The sequence below is a fragment of the Metapseudomonas resinovorans genome (assembly GCF_002003485.1).
In the GTDB taxonomy this organism is placed as follows: domain Bacteria; phylum Pseudomonadota; class Gammaproteobacteria; order Pseudomonadales; family Pseudomonadaceae; genus Metapseudomonas; species Metapseudomonas resinovorans_D.
In genome coordinates, this window is sequence record NZ_BDMA01000060.1 from 74234 (window position 1) to 92698 (window position 18465).

Consider the following 18465-nt stretch of genomic DNA (forward strand, 5'->3'; position numbering starts at 1 on the left):
CAGGGCAGGCCTTCGGCCTGCTTGGCGAATGAATTCGCCCCTACATTGGACTTTCCTGATCTGGGCCGTCAGGCCTGCAACTCACTCAACGGAATGAAGCGCACGGTATCGCCCTCGGCCAGGGTGGTGCCTTCCAGCACTTCCACCAACCCCTCTGCCCAGGCAGCACTGCGCAGTACACCGGAGCTCTGGTTCGGGTAGATCACCGCGCGGCCATTCTCCAGTCGCGCACGCAGGTACTCGCGACGGTTGCCGGGCTTCTTCCAGGTGAACCCAGCAGGCACCACGAATCCCAGCGGTTCCACCTCTTCGACGCCGAGACGACGCAGCAGATACGGCCGCGCCAGAAGGCCGAAGGTCACCAGGGTCGACGCCGGATTGCCCGGCAGGCCGATCACCGGCACCCCACGGAAATGCCCGAAGGTCAGGGGCTTACCCGGCTTGATCGCCAGTTTCCACAGTGCCAGTTCGCCCGCTTCGCGCAGCGCCTCACCCAGGAAATCCGCCTCGCCTACGGAAACCCCGCCGGTAGAAAGAATCAGGTCCACCTGGCTCAGTTCGGCCAGTGCCTTGCGGGTCAGCTCCAGATCATCAGCGAGGATGCCGGCGTCCACCACCGAGCACCCCAGGCGCTTGAGCCAGGCGATCAGCAGGCTGCGGTTGCTGTTGTAAATCTGCCCCGGTCCCAGCGGCTGGCCTGGCGGTACCAATTCGTCGCCGGTGGAGATCACGGCCACGACGGGGCGACGGCGCACCAGTAGTTCGGCGGCGCCCAAGGAGGCACACAGCCCCATCTCGATGGGGCCCAATCGCGTGCCGGCCGGCAGCACGCTATCGCCAGCACGGGTTTCCTGGCCGCGCGGGCGGACGTTCTGACCCGCCTTGAGCGTTTCGAGGAAACGCACCCTGCCATCGGGCAGGACTTCGGCGTTCTCCTGCATCTCCACCAGGTCCGCGCCTTCGGGCAGCGGTGCACCGGTGAAAATACGCGCGCAGGTGCCAGGCTTCAGCGGCTCCGGTGCGCTGCCGGCAAGAATGCGCTGGCTCACCACCAGCGGCTCGCCCTGCCAGTCAGCCATCCGCAGCGCGTAACCATCCATTGCACTGTTGTCCCACGGAGGCAGGTCGAGGCCAGCCACCAGCGGTTCGGCCAGTACACGGCCGTCGGCGTCAGCCAGGCCCACGGTCTCGCATGCGTCGATCGGGGCAGCCGCCGCCAGCGCCAGCAGTCGGGCCAGGGCGTCTTCCACCGGCATCAGGCCTGGATGGTCACAACCACTCATCCGCGGCTCTCGCAGGCATTGGCCTGGGTAAGATGCGGCACGAAATTGCAGGGACGATGACGGTTGTCCAGTTGCTCGGCGAGGATGCCGTCCCAAGCGGTGCGGCAGGCATTGGTGGAGCCCGGCAGGCAGCACACGAGCGTGCCGTTGGCCAGCCCGGCCAGGGCGCGGGACTGCATGGTGGAGGTGCCGATATCTGCCACGGAAATCTGCCGGAAGTACTCACCGAAGCCATCCACCTGCTTGTCCAGCAGGCAGGCCACCGCTTCTGGAGTGCTGTCGCGGCCAGTGAAGCCGGTGCCGCCGGTGATGAGTACCACCTGCACCTGATCGTCGGCGATCCAGGTGGCGACCTGGGCGCGGATCTTGTACAGGTCGTCCTTCAGCAGCACGCGCGCGGCCAGGTTGTGTCCGGCGGCGGTCAGGCGATCAACGAACAGCTGGCCGGAGGTGTCGGTCTCCAGGCTGCGGGTATCACTGACGGTTAGAACGGCGATATTGAGCGGCACGAACACCGCCTCGGCCTTGTGACTCATGGCAGGCTTCCAGTTGTAGGTGTGAATGCCCGGTGTTATATCACAGCGCCGTCCCGGAGACCTTTCCATGACCGACCAGCCCTTGCCGCCCTGTTCCGTACTGCTGCTTTCCGGCGGTCGCGGTCAGCGTCTGGGCGGCCGCGACAAAGGCCTGGTCGAATGGCGCGGTCGCCCCCTGATCGCCTGGCTGCACGAACGGGTCCGCCCGCTCACCGACGACCTGATCATCTCCTGCAACCGCAACGGCGAGCGGTACGCCGCCTGGGCCGACCAACTCGTGCAGGACGACAGCCCGGACTACCCGGGACCGCTGGCCGGCATCCGCGCAGGCCTGGCGGTGGCCCGCCATGACCACGTGCTGATCCTGCCCTGCGACGCCCCGCAAGTGGACGACACGCTGATCGCCAACCTCCTCGCCGCCGCCTGCGAGCATCCGGTCATGGTCCGTCAGGGTGAATTCTGGGAGCCGCTGTTCTGTGTCCTGCCCCGTACCGTACTGCCGATACTGGAAGCCGGTTGGCAGGCCGGAGAGCGCAGCCCGCAGCGCATCCTTCGGCAACTGGACCCGGTCGCGGTGGCCTGCGCGGAAGGCGATCCGCGGCTCGCCAACCTGAATACGCCCGACCTGCTGGGCCGTTCGCATCCTGGGAACTGAGTCAGATTTCTGGAACTTTGCCCGGAAGTTCTTCGTCAGAAGCTCCGTAAATCAGCGTAATCATCAAGGAGATGACGATGAACCAGCGGATAGTCCCCGCTTTCCTGCTCGCAATGGGTCTTTTCACTTTGACCGGCTGTTCCTCGCCGACCGTGATCACCCTCAACGACGGGCGTGAAATCCAGGCCGTGGACAAACCCGAATTCGACGATGACTCGGGCTTCTACGAGTTCGAACAACTGGACGGCAAGCGTGCCAAAGTGAACAAGGATCAGGTCCGCACCATCAAAGAACTCTGATTCCCGCAGCCCGCTCGCGCGCTCCCAGCGAGGCGGGCCTGCACCCTCCCCCAGCAATCCCATGTCATTCTTCGCCTCCTCACCCCGCAATGCTGAGAAATTAAAAAATTTCTCGCTAACCCCTTGTAGGCCAAAAGTTTTTCTGTAGAATGCGCGCCACACAACGGAGCGTAGCGCAGCTTGGTAGCGCGTCTCGTTCGGGACGAGAAGGTCGCTGGTTCGAATCCAGTCGCTCCGACCAAATCCCGAAAACCCGCCTAAATGGCGGGTTTTTTATTGCCTGCGATTTTTGTCAGCGGCATACGCGACGAGGATTCCAGGTGTGGAAGCGGAACGATCTGCGTCGGTCCGCGTGGCGGGCATTACTGCATGACGCCAAGCGGCCGGAAGAGCTACGTCAGGAAATAGCGGTCAGGACAGGAAGGAAGCCACGGCGGCTGCATCGAAGGGCCAGCCCAGTTCACCGCCGGTATCGCAACGGCGCAGCACCGGAATGCGCAGGCCATAGACTTCGACCCACTCTTCGCGCTCGGCTATGTCCACCAACTCCACCAACAAGCCGCGTTCGACGAAGGGCATGAGCACGCCCTCGGCGACTTCGCAGAGGTGGCAGCCGAGGGTGCCGAAGAGTTGGCATTCAGGAAGCATGGGGACGCGCCTCGAAGATCAGCGAGGCGCGAAGTCTAGCACGCAGTCAGGCGTCGGTGGACCTGCCCTGCCCCTTGTCCAGCAAGGGCTGCAGGCCATCCAGCAGTCGATTGTTCAGCGCCTCTGCCTTGGCCAGTTGAGCCGGATCGAAGCGCTCGTCCAGGTCGAATCCACCCTTGAGCAGCTGCTTCAGCGTGTCGCGGCCGTTGTCGGCCAGATTCCCGGCACTGCGCAGGGCTTCCAGCAGGCTATTGGCATAGTCCTTGAGGTTGCCATTGACCGCACTGGCCGCCTGGCCGCCCTGCTGGGCGACTGCGCCATACGCATCGGTGGCCTGCGTGACCTTGGTCTGGGTGAGGTGCAGGGACATGGACGCCAGTTGCTCGCCATCCATGTCCAGCGCCATGGCACGGTCAAAGGCGCCGGACAGATCACCGGCGTAGAACTTGCTGGAGATGTCCTGGACCTGGCCAAGCAGGTCGCTCAGCGCGGCCTTTTCTTCGTCGTCCAGTTCGCCTTGCACCTCGATCTGCCAGGCGCCGATCTGCAGGCTGGAAGACTGGCTGCTGCCGACCAGCAGTGACGTCTTGCCATCGCTGGCCGCCGCCAGGCTGCTGCGGGAATAGTTGGACGATGCCTGGGCAATCGAGATGCGCAGCTTGTCGCCGTCACGGGTCTTCACTTCCAGGTCGAAGGTTTCCGCCTGCGCCTGAAGTCGCTCGCTGTAGCCGGCGACGGCCACGGTGCCGCCGGGCTCGGTCGTTGTCACAGGTTGCAGGTAGGTCTTCTGCAACTGGCCCAGGCCGTCCTGGATGCGGTCGAAGGTGTCGTCGATATCCTCGGCCACCTTGCCGCCGAGTACGCCCAGGCCATCGAGAATCTTGCGCGCGTCATCGAAGCCTTTCTGAATCCCGGCGCGGGCCTGATCGAGCAGCCCCTGCAACTTGGCTGGGTCGCCGCCATTGGCCGACTCGCTGCGCAGGCGCTGGTCGATGAAACCGAGCACTTTTTCCGCGACTTTCTCGGGGGTGTATTTGGAGGCCTTGTCGCTCAGGGCGCCCGGTTCCAGCCCCAACTGCTTGCCGAGTCGACCAGCCAGGGTTTCCTGCGCATCCACCTGCTTTCGCGCCAGGGCAGCGGGCAAACCGGAAACAGCGGAACGTTGGGTGGAGGAAGCGAAAGGGGCCAGGGCATTCATAGCGGGGAATCCGGAGTCGGCGGCGTCCCCTCTTTTGCGGCCGAAGGCCGAAGAACTTGAGCAGCTGTCGACGAGAGGATTGCGTCAGATACCGGCGGCGCGCATCAGTTGCTCAGCCGCCTCCTTGGCCTCCAGTGCCTGGTCGCTGGGCCCCTCGATGTGGGCCATGCTGATCGCCCCCTCCATCAGATACTGGAGCTGGCGGGCCAAGCGCTCGGGCTGGGCAACGTCCAGTCGTGCCAGCGCCTCACGGAAGTAGCGCTGGGTTGCCAGCTTGTAGGACGCCGCGAGGCGATGCACCGGATGGTCGCGATCATGGAATTCGCCCGCCGCATTAATGAATGCGCAGCCGCAGAACGGTTCCTGCCTCAGCCACTCGGCCAGGCCATCGAAAACCCGCAGGATGGCTTCCCGCGGCGGCAAATGCTCGAACGCCGCAGCCATGCGCTCGGCTGCCGGCGCGAAGCGTGATTCCAGGGCGGCGATAATCAGCTCGTCCTTGGATTTGAAATGCTTGTAGAGGGTCATCTTGGCCACGCCGGACTCGGCCAGGATGCGGTCGATACCCGTGGCGTGGAAACCTTCGCGATAGAAAAGCGCGATGGCGGTGTTGACCAGTTGATCGCGTTTGCTCGATGCCATTGCTGTCTCCTGAACCGCCGCATTATGCGCACCCGGCCTGATCGACTCAAACCGCGCGGGACGCGAGCCCGGGATGTCGCGAGCTTTGCGCTTGAAATATACAGACAGGTCTGTCTACTATCCAGCGCATTCCAACCAACGCGAGGGACTCGCCATGCAACTCCACGACTTCTATCTCTCCGGCAACTGCTACAAGGTCCGTCTGTTTCTCGGCCTGATCGGTCAACCGGCCGAACTGGTGAATGTCGACCTGCCTCGCGGCGCGCAGAAGCATCCGGAATTCCTGGCGCTGAATCCGCGAGGCCAGGTCCCCGTGTTGGTGGACGATGGCCAGTCGCTGGTCGACTCCCAGGCGATACTTGTCTACCTCGCGCGACAATATGCGGATACGCACTGGCATCCGCAGGACGCTTTTTCCCAGGGGCAGATCGCGGGTTGGCTGAGCTTCACCGCCAACGAAATCCATAACGGCGTGGCACGTGCGCGAATCGGCCTGAAATTCGGCCGGCCGGTGGACCTGAAGGACGCCCAGGCCCGTGGCCGGCAGGTTCTGGAACTGGTGAATGCCCACCTGGCCAATCGCTCCTGGCTGGTCGGCGAGCAGCCCACCATCGCTGACGTGGCGGTTTACCCCTATCTGGCGATGGCCGAAGAAGGTGGCCTGGAGCTTGCGCCCTATCCGCACCTGAACAGCTGGATCGCACGGATCCGCGCCCTGCCCGGCTACGTCGACCTACCTCGCCTCTAAGGGCCCGGACGCCCACATGACCTTTCCATTCCACCCCGGGAGCCAGCGGCGGGCAGAGATTTCAGAAGTTGCACGCCCCTCTCGCTTCCCGCCCCAAGGACACTGATCAAATGCGCCTGCGTTCGTACTGCCTGCTCTTCCTGCTCGGCATCTTCAGCGCCATCTCCCAGGCCGATGGCCTGCGCTTCGCCCTGGTGAAGACCTCGGAAACCGAAACCCTGGACGCTTTCACCGTGGCGGACGGCAAATGGACGGAAAAGGTGAAGGCGAACCACGTGGCGGTGCTGATCCAGCATCACGCCGCTACCCTGCTGTTCGATACCGGACTCGGCCGCCAGGTGGATAGCCAGTTCACCCGCGAGATGCCCTGGTGGGACAAGCCGCTGATGCAGTACGGCGCCGTGAGCCCGGCACGCGATCAACTGGACCGTGATGGCGTCCAGGTCGACCGCATCATCCTCAGCCATGCCCACTGGGACCACGCCTCGGGCCTGGCGGACTTCCCCGAAGTGCCGGTCTGGGCGCCTTACGACGAAATCGAATTCACTGAAATCGCCACCCCGCCTGCGGTCTTGCCCAGCCAGTTCGCCCACAAGGTGAAATGGCACCCCTTCACCTTCCTGCCCGTTCCCTTCATGGGTTTCGAGGAAAGCCTCGACCTCTTTGGTGATCGCAGCCTGGTACTGGTCCCACTGAGCGGCCATACACCGGGCTCGGTGGGCCTGTTCCTGACCCTGGACGACGGACGACGCTTCTTCTTCACCGGTGATACCAGCTGGCGCCTGGAAGGCTTTACGGGGCCAAGGGAGAAGTTCTGGGTCAGCCGCAGGATGGTCGACAATGACCGCGAAGCCACCCGCACCCAGCTGCAGAAAGTCCATGACCTGCTCCAGCAGGAACCCGGGCTCACTGTGGTTCCGGCCCACGACGCCACAGTCCAGGACAAGCTGGGCTACTACCCGCAGTGGGTGCAGTAGACGACCGACCATCGTCTAACTGCAAAAGTTGTAACGAAATGCTTTAGTCAAATTGTTGTAACAGGACGATCCGACCGACCTGCAATCCAACGAGGAGACAATAACAATGAGCAATACCTCGCTTGCGCGAGCCGTGGCCTTGGCCGCGCTCGGTGCCAGTTTCACTCTGCCGGGCATCGCCCAGGCCGAGTTCATCAAGGACAGCAAGGCCAGCCTGGAGCTACGCAACTTCTACTTCAACCGCGACTTCCGCCAGGACAACGCTCCCCAGTCCAAGGCCGAGGAATGGGCCCAGGGCTTTCTCCTGCGCTATGAATCCGGCTACACCGAAGGCACCGTGGGCGTGGGTGTGGACGCCCTCGGCCTGCTCGGCGTCAAGCTCGACTCCAGCCCCGATCGCAGCAATACCGGCCTGCTCAAGCGCGACCGCGAAACCGGTCGCGCCCAGGACGATTACGGCGAACTCGGTCTGACTGCCAAGTTGCGCGCCTCCAAGAGCGTGCTCAAGGTCGGCACCCTGCTGCCCAAGCTGCCGGTGGTCCAGTACAACGATTCGCGCCTGCTGCCACAGACCTTCAAGGGCGGCCATCTGAACTCGATGGAGCTCGACGGCCTCACCTTCGATGGCGGCCAACTCAAGCAGGTCAACCAGCGTGATTCTTCCGACTACGAGGACATGACCGTTGCCAGCGGCGCCGCCCGCGCCATCACCTTCCGCACCGGCACCACCAGCGACGAATTCAATTTTGGCGGCGCCACCTACAAATGGACCGACAGCCTCTCTACCGGCTACCACTACGGCGAACTCGACGAGTTCTACAAGCAGCACTACTTCACCGTCCTGCATGTACTGCCGCTGGGCGACAAGCAATCGCTGAAGAGCGACCTCCGCTTCGCCCGCTCCACCGATGAAGGCACCAGTAACGTCGACAACAAGGCCTTCGGCGCCATGTTCACCTACGCCCTCGGCGGCCACGCCTTCGGCCTCGGCTACCAGAGCATGAGTGGCGATACCGGCTTCGCCTACATCAACGGCACCGACCCCTTCCTGGTGAACTACGTGCAGATCGGCGACTTCGCCAACAAGGACGAGAAGTCCTGGCAGGCCCGCTACGACTACAACTTCGCCAGCATCGGTATCCCCGGCCTGACCTTCATGACCCGCTACCTCTCCGGCGACAATATCGACCTGGGCGTGGGTCGCGAAGACGGCAAGGAGTGGGAGCGCAACATGGACATCGCCTATGTGTTCCAGGAAGGCGCGCTGAAGAACTTCGGCGTGAAATGGCGCAATGCGACCGTGCGCTCCACCAACTTCGGCAGTGACATCGACGAAAACCGCCTGATCCTCAGCTACGTGCTACCGCTCTGGTAAGGCCGATCCCAACGAAAAAGCCCGCCAATCGGCGGGCTTTTTCATGTGCTCACTGTAGGTTGGGCAGAGCGCAGCGAAGCCCAACGCTTCAGGGATAGAACCGCGGACCTCAATCCTGCGAAGTCGCCCCGATCTTATGGATCGACAAGTCCGCACCGTAGTACTCCTCCTCCTGGCTCAGACGGATGCCCCAGGTCGCCTTGAGCAGGCCATAGACCACGAAGCCGCCTACCAGCGCCACCAGCACGCCGAGGCCGGTACCGATCAGTTGGCTCACGAGGCTGACGCCGCCCAGGCCGCCCAAGGCCTCCTGGCCGAAGATGCCGCAGGCGATACCGCCCCATACGCCACAAAGCCCATGCAACGGCCAGACGCCGAGGACGTCATCGATCTTCCACTTGACCTGGGTGGCGGTGAACGCCCAGACGAACAGGCCGCCGGCGGTGGCGCCGGTAACCAGCGCGCCCACCGGATGCATCAGGTCGGAGCCGGCACAAACCGCCACCAGGCCGGCCAGCGGTCCGTTGTGCAGGAAGCCGGGGTCATTGCGTCCTACCAGCAGTGCCGCGACGGTACCGCCGACCATGGCCATCAGGGAATTCACCGCAACCAGGCCGCTGACACCCTGCAGGGTTTGCGCGCTCATCACGTTGAAGCCGAACCAGCCCACGATGAGGATCCACGAGCCCAGCGCCAGGAAGGGGATATTCGAAGGTGCGAATGCCACCAGGCGGCCCTCGCGATAGCGCCCGTTGCGGTGCCCCAACAGCACCACGGCACCGAAGGCCAGCCAGCCGCCCACGGCATGCACCACCACCGAACCGGCGAAGTCATGGAAGCTGGCGCCAAAGCTGCTCTTCAGCCAGTCCTGCAGGCCGAAGTTGCCATTCCAGATCAAACCCTCGAAGAAGGGGTAAATGAAGGCGACGATCAGCAACGTGGCACAGAGCTGCGGGCAGAAGCGCGCACGCTCGGCGATGCCACCGGAGATGATGGCCGGAATCGCCGCGGCAAAGGTCAGCAGGAAGAAGAACTTCACCAGGGCATAGCCATGGTCGGCGGCGAGCACGCTGGCCGGCTCCAGGAACGTTACGCCATAGGCGATCCAGTAGCCGACGAAGAAGTAGGCCAGGGTCGAAACAGCGAAATCGGACAGGATTTTCGACAGGGCGTTGACCTGATTCTTCTGCCGCACAGTGCCGACCTCGAGGAAGGCGAAGCCCGCGTGCATGGCCAGCACCATGACGGCGCCCATGAGGATGAACAGGGTGTTGGAGCCGTGGATGAGGGTCTCCACGGCGCTGTTGAGGTTTTCCATTGGCGAAGGCAACTCCGGCAGCGAGGAAAAAGCACCAAAGCAGTTCAAGTCAGGTTCCGCGCGCACCATCCTGAAGCCACCCCGCACCGCAACGGATCGCAGCGATCCCCCGATTTGGTGCAGGCCAGCTGGCGCAAGAAGTCCCTCGAACGGCATTTCTTGTTGATTTTCATAGGGTTGGACTTCGGACTGACATGCCGGAGAGCCCTCCAGGGCGCCCCGTACCAGCGCATTCCGCCGCAACCGCGCACCAGCCCGATGCAAGCGCTATACCAGAGATGCAAGTGGAAATTCCCCGTGAACCTTGGCAGATGGCACCTACTCTTAGGCATTGAGTCCTACAAGGAGAATCGACATGCCCCGTAAGACCGCAGCAAGTGCCCAGGACGAACTGCTGGCCGACTTCCAGACCTTGGTCAGCGATACCGAGAAACTCCTCCAAGACACCGCGAGCCTGGCAGGCGACCAAGCCGATGAGCTTCGTCTACAGATCCACGAAAGCCTCAAGCGCGCCCGCGACACCCTTCGCGACACCGAGAAGAACCTGCGTGAACGCGGCGAGGCGGCTTTTCAGGCCACCGAGGACTACGTCCAGGAACATCCCTGGCAGAGCGTCGGCCTCGCCGCTGGCATCGGCTTCCTGCTAGGCCTGCTGGCCGCACGGCGTTGACCATGAGCGAGGAAAACCCTTCCGCCCAGGAGGCGGGACGCGGTCCGTCGCCCAAGCGTCTGAGCGCGTCGCTGCTCGGCTTGCTGCACGGTCATGTGGAGCTGTTCGGCATCGAATTGCAGGAGCAGAAGGCCAACAGTCTCTATCTGCTGCTATTCGGCGGACTCACGCTGGTCTTTGCCCTACTCCTGCTGATCTGTCTCTCCGCCCTGGTCCTCGTCATGTTCTGGGACACCTGGCGTTTCGAAGCGATCGGTGGTCTCTGTCTGTTCTACCTGCTCGCGACCGTCTATTGCGGCTTGCGCCTGCGCGCGGCGGTGGACGATGACGAGTCGCCGTTCAGCGCTACGCTCGAAGAACTGGCCCGAGACCGGGAGCGCCTCTTGCCATGAGCCTGCCGGAACTACCTCGCAAGGCGACACGCCGTGACATGCGCAAGGCGTTGATACGCCTACGCCTGGAAATGCAGCGCCAGGAACTGCGCCACGAAACCCTGCTGCTGACGCAACCCATACGCCAGGCGCGGGACTTCACCCGTCAGCTGGACATCCCGCACGCCCCGCTTTGGGGCATGGCGGCGGTGGCTGTCCTGGGATTCCTCGTTGCGCGCAAAGGCAGTCTGCGGCGCGGTCTGCGCCTGGGCAGCGCGCTTTACCCCTTGCTGCAAGCCCTGTTGAAGAACCCTCCACGAAGCGGGCCGGGGTAATTCACCCGGAAAAGGAAGGCAACTGGCCACATTCTTGCTACGGGTGAGCGGCCCGTCGCACTCGGGATGGGCAACGCCCTGCGCGATGCGCAGTCCCCTGGCCGTCCACTAAGGAGTCAACGTGATCGATGGGCAACCGCTCGCCTGCTTCCAGCCCTTCATCGATACCGCTACAGGGCTGATCGCCGGCGTCGAGGCCCTGGGGCGGCTACGCCAGCCAGACGGTAGCCTGCAATCGGTCGGCCCACTCTTCGTCGATAACAGAATCTCCCCGGCGGCCCTGCGCCGCCTCGACCGACAACTGCGGGAAGACGCCTTGCGGCGCCTGCATGACGCACCGCCGGACTGGTTCCTCAGCCTGAATATCTCCCCCCGCTGGATAAGCCGCCTGCGCCCCGGCCAACCCTTGCCCAGCCTCAAGCAACTGCGGCGGTACGGAATTCCGGCCGAACGCATCGTCTTCGAAATCACCGAGCTTGGCGGCGCCAGCCAGCGCCTGGCAGACGTCGTGGCACGCTACCGGGAGGCCGGTGCGCGAATCGCCATCGACGATTTCGGTGCCGGCTACTCCCAGCTCGACCGGGTGTTGGCCTTGCAACCGGACATCCTCAAGCTCGACATGCGCCTGTTCCAGGCCGCCGCCCGTGGCGGGCCCAGCGGTGAAGTGGTGAAAGCACTGGCGCAGATGGCCGAGAAGACCGGCTGCTGGATCATCGCCGAAGGGGTCGAAACCGAAGCCGAACTGGACTTCGCCCTGGAGTGCGGCTCGCGCTACGTGCAGGGCTACCTGTTTGCCGCACCGCGCCTGGAGTTCTTCGAGCCCCAGGCGTTCGTCCAGCGCTTCGCCCTGCTCCGCGATCGCTATGTGCAGAGTAAATTGGCCGAACGTGCACGACTGATGACGCTGCGCCGCAGCCTCAACCAGTTGATGGCGCGGTTACGCGAATGGGCCGAAAGCGGTGCGCCGGCATCGAGCCTGGCCAGCCCGGTGGATTACCCCTGGCTGCTACGCATCTACCAGTGCGACCGCAACGGTACGCAGATCACGCCCAACCTGCATTGGCAGCCAGGCGGCTGGCAGGAGGACGCAAGCTATCGAGGGCACAACTGGTCCTGGCGGCCCTACTTCTATCAACTGCTGGCCGAAGGCTGGGAAGAGCGCCGCCTGACCTTGTCCACGACTTACCGCGATGCCACCACCAACCAGTACTGCCTGACGGCCGGGCAATTCATCGACAATGGTCGCCGGCTTCTGCTGGTGGACGTGGACGCCGCCGGCCTGGCAATGGACTGAGTCGCCAGCAATCGCTTGGGTTAGAGTAGGATCTTCGGCCACTGAACGGCGAGGACAGGCCTTGGACTGGCAGACCCTGCTCACCCGCGAACGCCTTGGCAAACCGGTGCACAGCACCGATGAGCTGGGCCGCAGCCCTTTCCACAAAGACCACGATCGCATCGTCTTTTCCGGCGCATTTCGCCGCCTCGGACGCAAGACCCAGGTGCATCCAGTCTCCAGCAACGACCACATCCATACACGCCTGACCCACTCGCTGGAAGTGAGCTGCGTGGGGCGTTCCCTGGGCATGCGCGTTGGCGAAACCCTGCGTGACGCACTGCCGGATTGGTGCGAGCCGTCGGACCTCGGGGTCATCGTCCAGTCGGCCTGCCTGGCCCATGACATCGGCAATCCTCCTTTTGGTCATTCCGGGGAAGACGCCATCCGCCACTGGTTCGAGCAGGCTGCCGCGCGGGGCTGGCTGGACGCCATGAGTGAGGCCGAGCGAGCGGACTTCCTCAGTTTCGAAGGCAACGCCCAGGGCCTGCGAGTGCTGACCCAACTGGAGTATCACCAGTTCGACGGCGGCATGCGCCTGACCTACGCCACGCTCGGCACCTACCTGAAGTACCCCTGGACCTCGCGCCATGCCGAGGCACTGGGCTACAAGAAACACAAGTTCGGCTGCTACCAGAGCGAGCTGCCGTTGCTGGAACAGATCGCGGCCAAACTGGAGTTGCCGCGTCTCGATCAACATCGCTGGGCGCGCCATCCACTGGTCTACCTGATGGAGGCTGCGGACGACATCTGCTATGGCCTGATCGATCTGGAAGACGGCCTGGAGATGGACCTGCTGGACTACGCGGAAGTCGAGTCCCTGCTGCTGGGCCTGGTGGGTGACGATTTGCCGGAGACCTATCGCCAGCTGGGGCCCAAGGATTCCCGCCGGCGCAAACTCGCCATCCTGCGCGGCAAGGCCATCGAGCACCTGACCAATGCTGCCGCCCGCGCCTTCGTCGACCAGCAGGACGCCCTGCTCGCCGGTACCTTGCAAGGCGACCTCGTGGAACACATGCACGGCGCGGCCAAGCGATGCGTGCTCCGCGCCAAGGCCATCGCTCGCGAGAAAATCTTCCAGGACAAGCGCAAGACACTTCACGAAATCGGCGCTTATACCACCCTGGAAATCCTCCTGAACGCGTTCTGCGGCGCCGCATTGGAGCAACATGGCGGGCGCACGCCGTCGTTCAAGAATCAACGCATCCTCGACCTGCTCGGCAACAATGCGCCTGATCCTGCCTGGCCGCTGTATCAGGCCTTCATCCGAATGATCGATTTCATTGCCGGGATGACCGACAGCTACGCAACCGAAATGGCCCGCGAAATGACCGGCCGATCCAGCCCAACCTGATCCAGCGCCCTCAGGAGACGCTTGATGCGTACGTTGCTCAGACAAAGCCTGCACTGGCACGCGGGCGCACCCGCCTGGGGACCCGCCCTGGTTGCCGGCCTGGGCTGTGGGTTGCCGCTGGTGCTGGGCCTGTTCACCAGCCACACCGGCTTTCTCTGGGCCGCCACCGGCGCCTTCCAGGCATCACTGGCCAATCCCCTGCACCGCCTGGGCATGCTGCGCATGACACTGCTCACCGGATTGGGGGCGCTCGCTGCGGGGACGGGTTTCTGGGTGGCGAGTCATCCGCTGCTGAGCCTGTTCAGCTTCGCCCTGATGGGGCTCCTGCTCGCCGCTCTGCAACGATTCGGCAATGAGCTGGGCAAGCTTGGAGCGGGTCTCGCGGTGTGCCTCTGTCTCGGCCAGGGCCAGGCGGGACTCGGCAACCTGCACAATGGCATGGCAGTCGGGGCGCTGTTCGCAATCGGTGGGATGTGGGTAATGCTGCTGGCCTTCGCCCTGCGGGCCTATCACGGGCTGCGGTTCTGGCCCGCGCTTCCCGGCCCCGGAAACCTGGCCAAGGTGATGCGTCGTCTTGCGCAACGCATTTCCCATCGCCTCTGGCTCATACACGCCCTGGCCTGCAGCCTTGCCGGGGCGCTCGCCGGGCTTGCGGCCAACCTGACGGGCATGCCGCGTGGCTACTGGCTGACGTTGACGGTACTGACCACGATCCAGATGGACCTCAACAGCAGCCTGCAACGCGGCATCCAACGGTGTGTGGGGAGCCTCGTAGGCGCCTTGATCCTGATCGGGATGGGGAGCTGGTTGCAGAGCCCTGCCCTGCTGGTGGCCTGCCTACTGCCACTGATCGTTCTCAGCCGGGCTTTCATTGCCCAGCATTACGGCCTGTTCGTGGTGCAGACCACCGTATGCTTCGTGCTGCTGGCCGAGAGCCTGTCCCGTGACTGGCATCTTCCGGAGCTGCGCCTGTACAACTCGCTGCTGGGCGCCGGGCTCGCGATGCTTGTAGCCTTCCTCGCTTATCGTGCGCGACTGCGCTGGGGCACCGGCCCGACGCCCACAATGGAAATGGCACGTCAGGCCGAGTAGTCCCGGTCGTCAGTCCTGCAGGTGATGCGCCAATTCGGACTGCACGCCGCCCAGGCTTTTCCAGACTGCACGCGCCCGTCGCATCAGCTCAGGGCTCTCGGCACCGTTGTCATGGGCTCGACCAAAGGCCTTGCAACGGGCCAATAGTGGCTCCGCGCCGATCAACTCCATAGCGCCCTTGATCCTGTGCACCAGGCGCTCCAGGTCATCCCAGCGCTCAGCCTCCAGAAGGATTTCCATCTCCTCGGCATCGGACTCGTTGGCGCGGTACAGCTCTTGGAGCAGCATACGGATCACTTCCGGCGAGCCCCCCGCAGTGTGGTCCAGCAAGCTCAGGTCCAGGCGGATGGACTGATCATCGCTACAAGGCTCGACTCCGTCGGGCAGTAGACGCTGGAGATAGCGCTGCAGGCCTTCCAGGCCGATGGGCTTGAAAAGACAATCGTCCATGCCGGCTTCGCGGCAGCGCGCCAATTCTTCCGGTTGGGCATTGGCAGTGAGGCCGATGACCAGCGCTGGATGCATGCCTCGCGCGCACTCCAGTTCGCGAACACGCCGCGTCAATTCATAGCCATCCATTACCGGCATGTTGCAGTCGGTGATCACGAGGTCAAAATCTGATGCACTCCAGATAGCCAGCGCCTTTTCACCATTCTCCGCCTGCTCGGCCAACTGCCCCAGCAGCGCCAGTTGCTGGACCAGCATCATTCGGTTGACCGGGTGATCGTCCACCACCAGCACACGAAAAGCCCCCGGCGGCAGTTCCCGAGCCTCATGCAGCTCCGCAACCGGCGGCAATGGTGCCAGTGCTGGCAGACCGAGGCTCACGGAAACACGTGTACCTTCACCCAGCCGGCTATACAGCTCGATGCTTCCCCCCATGAGTTTCACCAGCCGGCGGCAGATGCTCAGGCCCAGGCCCGTACCGCCTTGCCCCGTCCCCACGCCGCCGGCCAGCTGGGTAAATGGCTGGAACAGGCGCTGCTGGCCCTCTTGGGAAATGCCGATTCCGCTGTCCTCCACTACCACCGTCAGTTGCAGTTGTTCATGTCCTTTGCAGGAAGCCTGCAGACGAACGCGAACCGTGCCCTCATCGGTGAACTTGATGGCGTTGCTGATGAGGTTCGACAAGATCTGCTTGAAGCAGGAGGCGTCCACCATCACATCGTCCCGGGACTGGAGGTCCAGCTCCAACACCAAGCGCAGGCCTTTCTGCCGAGCCAGCCCCTCGAACACGCGGACCACGGATTCGATCAGCGCGCGCGGTGACTCGCGCCGTGGCTCCAGAGTCATGCGCCCGGACTCGATCTTGGCGATGTCGAGAATGTCGCCGATCAGCGCGAGCAGGGAATCCGCTGACTCCCGCGCGACAAGAATGGCTTCGCGATCCAGATGCTCACGCTTCAGGGCAAGCTCGAGCATGCCGATGATGGCGTTCAGCGGCGTGCGGATTTCGTGGCTCATGGTGGCGAGGAAGCGACTCTTCGCGACGCTTGCGGATTCAGCCTGCTCTTTGGCGTGACGCAGTTCATCCATCAATCGATTACGTTCAGTGATATCCACCCAGCCACAGATCAGGCCGCGAATCCTTTTTAGGGCATCGCGATAGGGAATGGCCCAGTAGGAAACCTCCAGGGTGCTGCCGCGCAGATGCAACTGATGGTCGCTGAACAGCGCCTCACCCTTCTCCAGCGCGAGCCGGCTCAATCCCTCCAACCCCTCCAGCTCTGCCACGGTGTTCGTCCTGAGACCAGGCACTTCGGTCAACCGCAGACCGATCAGCGCCGCGCGCGGTACACCAAGGGCCTCGATGAAGCTGCGGTTGCATGTGATGGTGCGACCGTCCAGCCCGCGCACGGACAACGGAAAGGGAATCCCATCGATCAGTGAACGCTTGAATGCCAGCTGGTCGTTCAGGCGGCGCTCCTCCCGTTCACGCCGCCGCACCTGCCGGCGCAAGTACAGCGCCCAGGACGCGAACACTATTGCCACCAGCAGGAAAGCGAAGCCGATTTGGTAAAGCCGCGACCGATACTCGATCCAGCTGCTCGGCTCTTCGGCCTTGGTGTACCAGCGGTTGATGATGCTACCCAGCTCGTCCGGCGAGATGGACAACAATGCTTTTTCGAGGATGCTTTGCAGTTCGGGCGCACTGCGAGTTACGGAGAAGGCGAAGCGGCCCGGATCGCGGCCGATCGTGTCGGCGATGCGGAGTCGCCCGGGAAAGTAGCGATTGATCAGGAAGGTGGATGACGCCATGGCATGCACCGCTGCGTCGGCCCTGCCCTCCGCGACGTTCGCAAGCCCCTGGACAGCGGTTTCGACCTCTCGCAGCTCCAGCCTGGGGTAACTCTCGCGAATGTATGGGATCAGCGAGTGACCGGCAGGAACCGCCAGGACACGGCCATCGAGTTCCCCAAGCGTTTGCGGTGCGCTATCCGAGGCCCGAACCACCAGAACACTGCTGGTGCTGTAGTAGGGTCGGGTGAACCCGAGGTACTGGCTACGTTCGGGAGTGGAGAACAGCGTGGCGGCCATGTCGACGCGCCCTTCCCGCAGATCCGCGAGCATGTCCCTGGCGGTGGATCTGGCGCTGACATCGAACTCGAGGCCAGTCCTCTGGTGGATCAGCTCCAGGAGGTCCGACACGATTCCACGGAAACGACCCTGCCTGTTGAAGAAAGTCAGCGGCTCGAACGTCTCGTCGACCACCAACCGGGCGGGACCATGCTGTTCCATCCATCGCTGCTCGCGCTCGGTGAGTTGGGGGCGGAGATTGTCCAGGAACATGCCCGCACCACCGCCCCAGCGCTTCGCGACACCCATCCGTGCGGCGTCCGGGATGGCCGCGATCGCACTGTCGATAATCCGCTGCAGTCGTTCGTTGCCCTCGGCAAGGGAAAAGCAGATGCCGACGCCATCAAAGCCGGCGAAGTTCGTCATGCGCAGGTTGATGAGGTAGCCCTGTTTGATCAGGTAGTCGGCAGCCACGGCGTCACCGATGAAGACATCGCTCTGATCGAACGCGACCGACTGCAAGGCCCTTCGCACCGAGCTGTACTTGACCGGCTGCGCATCGGGGTAGAGCCGGCGGAGTAACTCCAGGCTCGGGCCGCTCTCTGAATAGGCGAGGCGCAGTCCGCGAAGATTACCGCTCGCGGCACGCCGGTCGTCTATGCGCGTCACCATCACCGGCTGATGATGCATGTAGGGGATGCTCTGGATCAGGCCGGGACTGGCAGCGTCGCCTTCCATGCTGTTGCCCAGCAGGTCGATTGTCCCGTTGCGCAGCGCCTCTCGCGCAGATTCACGATCCGGAAAACGCAATACCTCGGCCTTGACCCCGAGGCCCTGGGCGATCAGCCGCAGGAAATCCGCAGTGACCCCTTCGTAGTCCTGGCCACTCGCCGTGATATCGAAGGGCGGAAAGTCCGGCTCGTTGGTGCCGACCCGCAGCACGCGTTTTTCCTTCAACCAGCGCCGGTCCTCCTCCTGCATGGGCACTACCAGGCTGGTGGATTCGGACCGACCCAACAGTTCCAGGGAAAGATTCTTGTCGTCGCCGAGGCTTTTCGAGGGCAGGAGCGAGCCCCCGAGCAAGAGGCCTGCCAGCAGGTAAAGAGTGCGCATG

Annotated in this window: 18 protein-coding genes and 1 tRNA gene; 12 read left to right on the top strand and 7 right to left on the bottom strand. The window is 63.5% G+C overall.

Translation table 11 applies throughout. The annotated features are described in order from the left end of the window. Positions 1-68 precede the first annotated feature (68 nt). Both MnOB_RS16805 and moaB read right to left on the bottom strand, forming a co-directional pair. The gene (locus MnOB_RS16805; protein WP_077525367.1) at positions 69-1283 is read right to left on the bottom strand and encodes a molybdopterin molybdotransferase MoeA; all 1215 of its coding nucleotides are present in this window, start codon (positions 1281-1283) and stop codon (positions 69-71) included. Beyond that, on the bottom strand, positions 1280-1819 hold the full coding sequence (moaB, locus tag MnOB_RS16810) for a molybdenum cofactor biosynthesis protein B (RefSeq protein ID WP_077525368.1): 540 nt from the start codon (positions 1817-1819) through the stop codon (positions 1280-1282). The genes MnOB_RS16805 and moaB overlap by 4 nt, the downstream gene beginning before the upstream one ends. A 67-nt stretch (positions 1820-1886) precedes the next feature. On the opposite strand from moaB, the gene mobA reads away from it, so the two are divergent. The 3 genes from mobA (at position 1887) to MnOB_RS16825 (ending at position 3014) form a co-directional block, all read left to right on the top strand. Continuing rightward, positions 1887-2474 (top strand): molybdenum cofactor guanylyltransferase MobA, encoded by a 588-nt coding sequence (gene mobA, locus MnOB_RS16815; RefSeq protein ID WP_077525369.1) that lies wholly within the window; start codon positions 1887-1889, stop codon positions 2472-2474. Between the two features lie 77 nt (positions 2475-2551). After that, entirely contained in the window at positions 2552-2773 is a 222-nt protein-coding gene (locus tag MnOB_RS16820) for a YgdI/YgdR family lipoprotein (protein WP_077525370.1), read from the top strand. Between the two features lie 164 nt (positions 2774-2937). After that, positions 2938-3014 (top strand) — tRNA-Pro (locus MnOB_RS16825). A 170-nt stretch (positions 3015-3184) separates the two neighbouring features. Here MnOB_RS16825 and MnOB_RS16830 read toward each other — a convergent pair. The 3 genes from MnOB_RS16830 to MnOB_RS16840 all read right to left on the bottom strand — a co-directional run bounded on the left by MnOB_RS16830 (position 3185) and on the right by MnOB_RS16840 (position 5261). Then, positions 3185-3421 (bottom strand): glutaredoxin family protein, encoded by a 237-nt coding sequence (locus MnOB_RS16830; protein ID WP_077525371.1) that lies wholly within the window; start codon positions 3419-3421, stop codon positions 3185-3187. A gap of 46 nt (positions 3422-3467) precedes the next feature. Beyond that, complete coding sequence (locus MnOB_RS16835; protein ID WP_077525372.1) at positions 3468-4619, bottom strand: DUF5610 domain-containing protein; 1152 nt, start codon at positions 4617-4619, stop codon at positions 3468-3470. Between the two features lie 84 nt (positions 4620-4703). Continuing rightward, the gene (locus MnOB_RS16840) at positions 4704-5261 is read right to left on the bottom strand and encodes a TetR/AcrR family transcriptional regulator (protein WP_077525373.1); all 558 of its coding nucleotides are present in this window, start codon (positions 5259-5261) and stop codon (positions 4704-4706) included. Between the two features lie 154 nt (positions 5262-5415). Between MnOB_RS16840 and MnOB_RS16845 the strand changes: the two genes are divergently transcribed. The 3 genes from MnOB_RS16845 (at position 5416) to MnOB_RS16855 (ending at position 8361) form a co-directional block, all read left to right on the top strand. Next, positions 5416-6009: a glutathione S-transferase family protein gene (locus tag MnOB_RS16845; RefSeq protein WP_077525374.1), complete on the top strand. Its 594-nt coding sequence runs from the start codon at positions 5416-5418 to the stop codon at positions 6007-6009. A 110-nt stretch (positions 6010-6119) separates the two neighbouring features. Next, positions 6120-6986, top strand: a complete 867-nt coding sequence (locus MnOB_RS16850; protein WP_077525375.1) for an MBL fold metallo-hydrolase — start codon at positions 6120-6122, stop codon at positions 6984-6986. Between the two features lie 106 nt (positions 6987-7092). Continuing rightward, complete coding sequence (locus MnOB_RS16855) at positions 7093-8361, top strand: OprD family porin (protein ID WP_077525376.1); 1269 nt, start codon at positions 7093-7095, stop codon at positions 8359-8361. 109 nt (positions 8362-8470) lie between these two features. Here the strand turns inward: MnOB_RS16855 and MnOB_RS16860 are convergent, their stop codons facing one another. Beyond that, positions 8471-9679, bottom strand: coding sequence for an ammonium transporter (locus tag MnOB_RS16860; protein WP_077525377.1), 1209 nt, complete (start codon positions 9677-9679; stop codon positions 8471-8473). A 355-nt stretch (positions 9680-10034) separates the two neighbouring features. Between MnOB_RS16860 and MnOB_RS16865 the strand changes: the two genes are divergently transcribed. From MnOB_RS16865 to MnOB_RS16890, 6 genes are all read left to right on the top strand, one after another. Then, positions 10035-10349: an ElaB/YgaM/YqjD family protein gene (locus MnOB_RS16865; RefSeq protein WP_077525378.1), complete on the top strand. Its 315-nt coding sequence runs from the start codon at positions 10035-10037 to the stop codon at positions 10347-10349. Between the two features lie 2 nt (positions 10350-10351). Then, the gene (locus tag MnOB_RS16870) at positions 10352-10741 is read left to right on the top strand and encodes a phage holin family protein (RefSeq protein ID WP_077525379.1); all 390 of its coding nucleotides are present in this window, start codon (positions 10352-10354) and stop codon (positions 10739-10741) included. Continuing rightward, positions 10738-11055 carry a hypothetical protein gene (locus MnOB_RS16875; RefSeq protein WP_077525380.1) on the top strand — a complete coding sequence of 106 codons (318 nt, stop codon included), beginning with the start codon at positions 10738-10740 and terminating at the stop codon, positions 11053-11055. Before MnOB_RS16870 ends, MnOB_RS16875 begins: the two co-directional genes overlap by 4 nt. Positions 11056-11176: 121 nt before the next feature. Further along, positions 11177-12349 (top strand): EAL domain-containing protein, encoded by a 1173-nt coding sequence (locus MnOB_RS16880; protein ID WP_077525381.1) that lies wholly within the window; start codon positions 11177-11179, stop codon positions 12347-12349. Positions 12350-12410: 61 nt separating this feature from the next. Then, positions 12411-13742 (top strand): deoxyguanosinetriphosphate triphosphohydrolase, encoded by a 1332-nt coding sequence (locus MnOB_RS16885; protein ID WP_077525382.1) that lies wholly within the window; start codon positions 12411-12413, stop codon positions 13740-13742. A gap of 24 nt (positions 13743-13766) precedes the next feature. Further along, positions 13767-14834 (top strand): FUSC family protein, encoded by a 1068-nt coding sequence (locus MnOB_RS16890; RefSeq protein WP_077525383.1) that lies wholly within the window; start codon positions 13767-13769, stop codon positions 14832-14834. 9 nt (positions 14835-14843) lie between these two features. Here the strand turns inward: MnOB_RS16890 and MnOB_RS16895 are convergent, their stop codons facing one another. Further along, positions 14844-18464, bottom strand: a complete 3621-nt coding sequence (locus MnOB_RS16895; RefSeq protein WP_077525384.1) for a transporter substrate-binding domain-containing protein — start codon at positions 18462-18464, stop codon at positions 14844-14846. Position 18465 lies beyond the last annotated feature (1 nt).

Excerpts from the sequence above, each read along its gene's own strand:
- MnOB_RS16805 (WP_077525367.1), bottom strand. The coding sequence starts at position 1,283 with ATGAGTGGTTGTGACCATCCAGGCCTGATGCCGGTGGAAGACGCCCTG.
- moaB (WP_077525368.1), bottom strand. The coding sequence starts at position 1,819 with ATGAGTCACAAGGCCGAGGCGGTGTTCGTGCCGCTCAATATCGCCGTT.
- mobA (WP_077525369.1), top strand. The coding sequence starts at position 1,887 with ATGACCGACCAGCCCTTGCCGCCCTGTTCCGTACTGCTGCTTTCCGGC.
- MnOB_RS16820 (WP_077525370.1), top strand. The coding sequence starts at position 2,552 with ATGAACCAGCGGATAGTCCCCGCTTTCCTGCTCGCAATGGGTCTTTTC.
- MnOB_RS16830 (WP_077525371.1), bottom strand. The coding sequence starts at position 3,421 with ATGCTTCCTGAATGCCAACTCTTCGGCACCCTCGGCTGCCACCTCTGC.
- MnOB_RS16835 (WP_077525372.1), bottom strand. The coding sequence starts at position 4,619 with ATGAATGCCCTGGCCCCTTTCGCTTCCTCCACCCAACGTTCCGCTGTT.
- MnOB_RS16840 (WP_077525373.1), bottom strand. The coding sequence starts at position 5,261 with ATGGCATCGAGCAAACGCGATCAACTGGTCAACACCGCCATCGCGCTT.
- MnOB_RS16845 (WP_077525374.1), top strand. The coding sequence starts at position 5,416 with ATGCAACTCCACGACTTCTATCTCTCCGGCAACTGCTACAAGGTCCGT.
- MnOB_RS16850 (WP_077525375.1), top strand. The coding sequence starts at position 6,120 with ATGCGCCTGCGTTCGTACTGCCTGCTCTTCCTGCTCGGCATCTTCAGC.
- MnOB_RS16855 (WP_077525376.1), top strand. The coding sequence starts at position 7,093 with ATGAGCAATACCTCGCTTGCGCGAGCCGTGGCCTTGGCCGCGCTCGGT.
- MnOB_RS16860 (WP_077525377.1), bottom strand. The coding sequence starts at position 9,679 with ATGGAAAACCTCAACAGCGCCGTGGAGACCCTCATCCACGGCTCCAAC.
- MnOB_RS16865 (WP_077525378.1), top strand. The coding sequence starts at position 10,035 with ATGCCCCGTAAGACCGCAGCAAGTGCCCAGGACGAACTGCTGGCCGAC.
- MnOB_RS16870 (WP_077525379.1), top strand. The coding sequence starts at position 10,352 with ATGAGCGAGGAAAACCCTTCCGCCCAGGAGGCGGGACGCGGTCCGTCG.
- MnOB_RS16875 (WP_077525380.1), top strand. The coding sequence starts at position 10,738 with ATGAGCCTGCCGGAACTACCTCGCAAGGCGACACGCCGTGACATGCGC.
- MnOB_RS16890 (WP_077525383.1), top strand. The coding sequence starts at position 13,767 with ATGCGTACGTTGCTCAGACAAAGCCTGCACTGGCACGCGGGCGCACCC.
- MnOB_RS16895 (WP_077525384.1), bottom strand. The coding sequence starts at position 18,464 with ATGCGCACTCTTTACCTGCTGGCAGGCCTCTTGCTCGGGGGCTCGCTC.